The 6,377-nt window shown below is 69.8% G+C and carries 5 protein-coding genes and 1 pseudogene; 4 read left to right on the top strand and 2 right to left on the bottom strand.

From position 1 onward, the window contains the following. The first annotated feature begins 6 nt into the window (after window positions 1-6). Complete coding sequence (locus ACWCSV_RS30970; protein WP_451147900.1) at window positions 7-333, top strand: hypothetical protein; 327 nt, start codon at window positions 7-9, stop codon at window positions 331-333. Further along, window positions 327-632: a hypothetical protein gene (locus tag ACWCSV_RS30975; protein ID WP_451147902.1), complete on the top strand. Its 306-nt coding sequence runs from the start codon at window positions 327-329 to the stop codon at window positions 630-632. The genes ACWCSV_RS30970 and ACWCSV_RS30975 overlap by 7 nt, the downstream gene beginning before the upstream one ends. 28 nt (window positions 633-660) lie before the next feature. On the opposite strand, the gene ACWCSV_RS30980 is transcribed toward ACWCSV_RS30975, so the two are convergent. After that, window positions 661-1,230, bottom strand: coding sequence for a hypothetical protein (locus ACWCSV_RS30980; RefSeq protein ID WP_451147904.1), 570 nt, complete (start codon window positions 1,228-1,230; stop codon window positions 661-663). 764 nt (window positions 1,231-1,994) lie between these two features. Beyond that, on the bottom strand, window positions 1,995-3,164 hold the full coding sequence (locus ACWCSV_RS30985) for a DUF5954 family protein (RefSeq protein WP_451147906.1): 1,170 nt from the start codon (window positions 3,162-3,164) through the stop codon (window positions 1,995-1,997). Window positions 3,165-3,298: 134 nt separating this feature from the next. Between ACWCSV_RS30985 and ACWCSV_RS30990 the strand changes: the two are divergent. Together ACWCSV_RS30990 and ACWCSV_RS30995 are read left to right on the top strand one after the other, a co-directional pair. Further along, a pseudogene (locus ACWCSV_RS30990) lies at window positions 3,299-3,429 on the top strand (IS5/IS1182 family transposase); the annotation flags it as partial. Between the two features lie 951 nt (window positions 3,430-4,380). Further along, window positions 4,381-6,377 (top strand): alpha-L-rhamnosidase-related protein (locus ACWCSV_RS30995; protein WP_451147908.1); only part of this gene is annotated, 1,997 nt, incomplete at its 3' end.

Genomic DNA, 6,377 nt, shown 5'->3' on the forward strand with positions numbered 1-6,377 from the left:
GACATCATGGTCGGCCGCGTCCCGGCCGCGCTGACCAACTCCTCCTACGCCGTGCTGTGTCTGCTCGCCGGGCTCCTCCGGCTACCACCTGGCGTACTCCGCAGGGCAGCTGTTCCGCGAGGGCCTCTTCCAGTTCGTCACTTCCCTCGCCCTGCCCTGGTACGCCACCGTCGGGGCGCAGACCGGGGTGGACGTCGGCCTGCCCGTCGTGGGCTCCCTCGTCCTCGCCGTCGTGGGCCCTACCGCCGGACGCTTCCTCATCGACGTCTCCTGCGGCGTGCCGCCCGAGCAGCTCGGTCCGCGGCGAGTGGTTCGCCGCCACCGCCGTGCTGACCGGAGCGGTGTGGATCGTCCTGGACCAGGCCGGGCTCCCGCGTGGCGCAAGCGCGCCGCTCGCGTTCCTGGTCGGTTTCACCGTCCGTCTCACCGCCCTCCACCGAGGCTGGGAGGAACCACTGGCCGCCGAACCGGCCGGCGTGTACCGCCACCACAACAACCGCCCCCTTCTCGGCCGCAAGATCGCCGGCAAGTCCATCCGCGAACTGCGCCTGCTCGGGCTGACCGTCGAACCTGACGACCGGTCCGACGCGCCGGCCGAAGCTCCACGCGACGGCCGCCACGGTCAGCCGTGAACGCCAGGGCGCGTCAGCCCGATGCTCGTCAGTCCTGCTTCGTGGCACGGCCGAGCCGCAGGGCGGAGATGAGGAAGAAGATGCCGCCCGGAACCGCGTAGCCGACCGCACTGGTGAGCGCGGGGTCGTCGGCGCCGGCGGAGGCGACGAACGATGCGCCCGCCAGTACGGAGATGCCGCCGCTGAAAATCATCGGCCACTGGCCGCCCAGCCTGCGACGGGGTACGGCCACGATCAGCTGGACCAGCCCTGACACGATCGCCCAGGCGCCCCACACCTGCAGCACCGCCGGAATCCCCGACGCGCTTGCCACGCCCACGCCCACGGCGGCGGCCAGGCTCACTGCGATGTTCAGGTACAGCAGGACCGGAGATCCCGGTGCTTCGGTGAGGCGCGACGACCTGGCGTCGACGACGGCCGCAGCCACGTCGAACAGTGGATACAGCACCAGCAGTACGGCCCCGACCGGGCTGATCTCCTCCGCCATCGTGAACATCACCAGCGCCCATACGATGGCGAACGCGAACCGTACGAAATACAGCCGGCGCAGCGCGGACGCCGTCCCGGTAACGCCTGATGCAGCAGCAACAGCGCTCACAACAATCCCTTTCGCTCTCTCCGTGGACACGGAGGGGAAACCCGTGGAGGGGAAGCCGGTCCGGCAGGTTCGACGCCTGCGGGAACTCCTGCGGGTCACCGGAGACCAACCTGTCAAGACCGAACGTTCTGTTCTTAGGATGGCGAGGTTGCCACCGCCTGTCAAGACCGAACGTTCTATCTCTGATTTTCAGGTGCATGGGACGCGGCAAGGGGGCTTGGGAGGGTTGCTCCGGGGGTGTTCCAGCGCGGGTGTCGCCGCCGGGGGAGGTCGGTCGGGGCGTGGTGCGTCGAGTCGGGCGGCCGGTCGTCGGCGCGGGCCCGGGGTGTTGCTGTTGACGCCGTCCGGCGGCGACTTCTTCTTCCAGCGCGCCGCGCGGAATGCTGGGGGTTTGTTGTCGGGGGTGCGGCTTTTGGTGCTCGGTGCGTCCAGGTGTGCAGACCCCGGCCGGCCTGGGCTATAGTTGATCTTGAAGGCGTCGGCCGCTTCGGCGGTACGGTTGCCGGTGCGTTGGTCGTCCAAGGAAAGACGCCCCGCTTCCCGCGGGGAAATGCAGGTGCAAGGCCTGCCCAGCGCTCCACGAGAGGCCCCGTTCCTGCCGTACCCGGAACGGGGCCTCCCTGTACGTGCTGCTGGTCAGCGTCCGGGAGTCCGCTGGACGAACGGTGCGGGCTCTGTGTCGGCCAAGCGCGGCGTCGGCTTTCTCGCCGTTGGCGGGGCCGTGGTCGCGGGACGGCCGGCCACCGCAGTCGTGGACGCGGCGCTCAACCGCTCCCATCCCTGCTCCCGCCCCCGATCCCGTCCACACTCCTTTCCTCATCCGTGTCCTCGTCGTCGTCCTTGTCGTGGTGGATGGTGCCGTCTTCGTCGAGGAAGGGGTGGATCCGCGTGGGTGGGTAGCTGCTGACGTCGGAGGGGCGTACGCGCTCCGGCCCGTCGGGGCCCCAGCGCAGCAGCCGCCCCACACGGCAGATGCGGTGGACCGTGCCGTCGCACTCGACCTCGTCGGCCCGTTCCTTGCGCAGCAGGTCTCCCGCGCGGGCGTACTGGGCCAGCGTTTCGGCGGCGGGATGGGCGGTGTCGGCCGCTACCGAGCGGGCGTCGATGTCCCGGTCGATGGTGTCCTCGGGGATGAGCCCCAGCCGGCGCGGCTCCAGCCAGGTGAGGCCGAACTCGAGTGACCTGCGGGCGTCGCGCGCCCGGGCGTGCAGGCTGCCGCCCGGCGACCACCTGCCGGAACCCTGGCGCTCCACCACCCGGAACAGTGTGGGCATCAGCATCACTTCGGGGTGGCTCTCCAACGCCCGCCGGGAGTCGGCGAGTGCGTCCTCGGGAAGCGACAACCGCAGGCCCTCGTAGGTCAGGTCGTGCAGCAGCAGGTACTCCGCGGCCTGCGCCGGGGTGACCGGGGCGTCCGGGTCCAGGATCAGGCCCTCGTCCGGCCGAGGGTCGGTGTCGCGGCCGTCCCAGACCTGGACGGCCGGTTCAGGATCGGTCGGACGGGGCTTCTCGGGTCCGCTGTCGTCCCGCCCCACGCCCGCGTACTCCTCGGCGCGCACCACCCGGTAGCGCGTGCCCAGCACGGTGAGTTCGTCGACCGGCTCCTTCTCCAGGAGGGCGACCGCCGCCAGCAGGGCGCGCCGCTCCTCCCGGTTCCGGGCCTCGTCCTTGGCTCGGAACCACAGAGTCGAGTTCAGGCTGTCCCGGGCGAGCTGGGGGCAGCCTGCCGTCACCTCTTCGATCACCCGCCAGCGCGGCGCCTCCTGCGGGTGCTGCGCGACTACCCCGAACACGGGGCCTCGTACCAGCAGTGTCCGGAGGTTGCGCACGGCGTCGACCGCGTCGGCCTCCATGACCGCGGCCACCGGCCCCTCGGGCGAGCTCACCCTGAGTGGCCGCAGCCGGCCAAAGTGCGCGACGTCGTCATGGTTCATGCCTCCATCCTGACGACCGCGCCCCGGGCGTGCCGCCGCTTCGCGCATTCCGGCTCGGCGAAGTTCCCGACGTCCGCACAGGTGACGGGGTTTCGACCGCGTGGACGAGCGGCCGAGGATCTTGTCGGCGCAAGCCCGTAAAGCTCCATGCCGACAAGAGGGCTACGACCACTGCCACCCGCGGCAAGGGCTGTCCCGGCACGGCATCCGGCACCGCATCGCCCGCCAAGGCGTCGAGACCTCACAACGACGCGGTCGACACCGTAGGCCATCGAACGGGCCATGGCCTGCCGGGCCACTGCCGCTACGCGCGCAGCTGAGCACGTCTCCTCGCTTTCACGAGCATTGCCGGCATCCTCGCCCTTCTCGTTTCAAGAGCGGGGGATGCAACGTGAGACGGTCCTTCAATCCGCTGCTGTGCGGCGAAGCGCGTCCGGGACGCTGACGCCAAGGCAGTATCGCGGCAGATCGTACGAGTGACGACGGAATACTTGAACTGCCGTCGGCCGGCGGCAGAAGCCGCTCAGGGCGCCAACCCCCGGTGGAATCCGCCGAGGCTGACTGGACCGGTCGCGACCGGTCACCCGAGTCCCTCCGGCGACCCCTCGAGAGCCGGGGCCGGTCGGGCCGGCGGCAGTCGCGGCAACGTGACGCGCGCGGCGATCATCCAGCGACCGGAGGGCCACCGCTCCCTCGGCCCTCGCCCCTGACCCTCGGGGCGAGAGGCCCCACGAGCCCGGACGCCGCGAACGCCGTAGCCGTAGCCGCGGGCAAGGTCTGCGTCCGGACGCGGCTTCGGCCGGGTCGGTACCCCGGCTTCGCGGGCTGCTCAAGATCTGTACGCCGTCGGGCATTTGCGGTACCTTCACCACGCCCAACGGGAATGAAACGTTTCAAGTCGCATGATCATCAAGTCGGCATCGTCACGAAGCGAGGCGTAATGACACCGGACCGATCGTCCGAGAACGACATACAGTCCGTCCCCGGCGCAGGGCCCACCCCTGCCGTCCGTCCCACCCGCCGCTCCGTGATCGCGGCCGGTACCGCGGCTGTGGCCCTGTCGGCGGCCGGACTCTCCCTCGCGGGCGCGGCCCCAGCGCTGGCGTCGGGCGCTGCGGGCCCCCGGCGCCCCGCGGCCGGGCCGCCCCGGGGCGGTACCGGCTGGCAGCGTTACGTTCAGGGGCCCACGTCCCGGACCGTGCGTCCTGTGAGGAGCATGGCTTCGACCGGCGACGTCGTGAGGGCGGACGCGTTGCTCAAGCCCGGCGGGCCCGTCACCGTCCTGCGCCGCCCGCAGCCTGCCCCGGCTCCTCGCTGGCCCGAGGGCACCACGGCGGAGGCCTCCTCGGTGCATGCGGGTAACAACGGGAGCGATGGGCAGCCCCGTTCCTACGACGCTTCCCATGCCGTGGACGGCGACCCGGACACCTTCTGGAACGACGACACCGAACGCGTCTTCCCCGACACGCTGACCGTGTCGCTCCCCGCGCCGCGTGAGTTGTCGGGCATCACCGTGCTGTCCAACAGGGACGGTGTGCCCGCCGACTTCACCGTCGAGGTATGGAGCGACGACTCGTGGCGTCTGGTCGCCACCATCTCTGACAACGATGTCGTGCAGCGGGCGGTGCCGTTCAAGGCCTCGGTCCGGGCGTCCAGGGTGCGGGTCGCTGTGACGGAGGTTCAGGAGACTTCGCAGGGTGTGTTCACGCGCATCAATGAAGTCTGGCCCGAGGCCGTCGTGGTGGAGGAACCGCCCAGTGTGATGGTCGATTTCGGCAGGGTCGTCGTCGGCTATCCGCGCATCCGTTTCAGCTCTGCTTCCGACAACTCGCCCGGTGTCCGGGTGGCGTTCTCCGAGACCAGGCAGTTCCTGAGCGAGCGCAGCGACTTCACCCGCTCCGATCAGGCGGGCGGGGCCGGACATGGTACCGATCAGTTCGCCGTGCCCGCCGAGGGGGCCGACTGGCTCGACCACAAGGGCTTTCAGGCCGGGGACAAGGTCTTCGCGGACGGGCTGCATGGTTTCCGTTACCTCAGGATTACGTTGGACGCGCTGGTGTCGGATGCCCCTGCCGTGCAGTCGTGGGGGGCTGTCAGTATCGATTCCGTGAGCCTGGACTTCACCGCGTATCTGGGCACGCCGAGCTCGTATCGTGGCTGGTTCCTGTGCTCCGACGACGACCTGAACCGGTACTGGTACGGGGCGTCCTACACCAACGAACTCGTCACGGACACCTTCCGCCGCGACGACGTCGACCCTCGTGGCGCGTGGAGTGCGACCCTTGAGGGGAAGCTGGTCCTGCACGACGGTGCGAAGCGTGACCGGGATCCCTACGTCGGTGACCTGGCTGTCTCGGCCCGTACCCTTTACCTGACACACGACGAAGCCGCGGCCGCCGCACGCAATGTGCTTGCCGACCTGGCCGACCATCAGCGGACGGACGGCTGGATTCCGCCGGCGTCGATCGGCGGCTACACCCTTGCGCTGTTCGACTATCCGCTGTGGTGGGTGACGTGCAGCTGGGACTACGTGCTCTATACCGGCGACCACGCCTATGCGGCGCGGTACTACCCGAACCTGCTGAAGGTCCTCGATACCTGGTATCCCAGCGTCACCGACGACTCCGGACTGCTCAGCAAGGGCCTCAACGGCACCGGCGGCTACGGTGACTACGCCTTCCTGGACCGCACGGGAAGGATCACCTACTACAACGCCCTCTACGTGCAGGCGCTGAACAACGCCGCCGGCCTTGCGCGCTGGCTGGGGCACACCGGTGACGCGGCCCGCTGGGAGGAACGGGCAGCCCATGTGGCCGAAGCCGTCAACGCGCACCTGTGGGACGAAGAAGCCGGCGCCTACCTCGACTCCGGCACCGGCGCGGTGCGCCACGCCCAGGACGGCAACGGTATCGCCGTCGTCGCGGGTGTCGCCGGTGCCGGCCGGGCCGCTTCGGTACTCGCCCACCTCGACGCCACCACGCGCCGCTCGTACGGCAATGCCTTCATGGACAACGACACGATCTTCGAGGGCGCGTCGCAGCGTGTGTACGCCTTCACGTCGTACCCCGAGATCGTGGCCAGGTTCGAGGCCGGACAGGCGGACTCCGCGCTCGACCAGATCCGCCGTACTTATGGCTGGATGGACCGCAACGACCCTGGTGTCACGTACTGGGAGGGTATTGGGCCGGGTGGTTCCCTGTACGAGGATGCGTA

This window comes from Streptomyces sp. NPDC001770 (genome assembly GCF_053596135.1).

What these genes read in the sequence shown, in the direction of transcription:
- ACWCSV_RS30970 (WP_451147900.1), top strand. Translation starts at nt 7, where the DNA reads ATGGTCGGCCGCGTCCCGGCCGCGCTGACCAACTCCTCCTACGCCGTG.
- ACWCSV_RS30985 (WP_451147906.1), bottom strand. Translation starts at nt 3,164, where the DNA reads ATGAACCATGACGACGTCGCGCACTTTGGCCGGCTGCGGCCACTCAGG.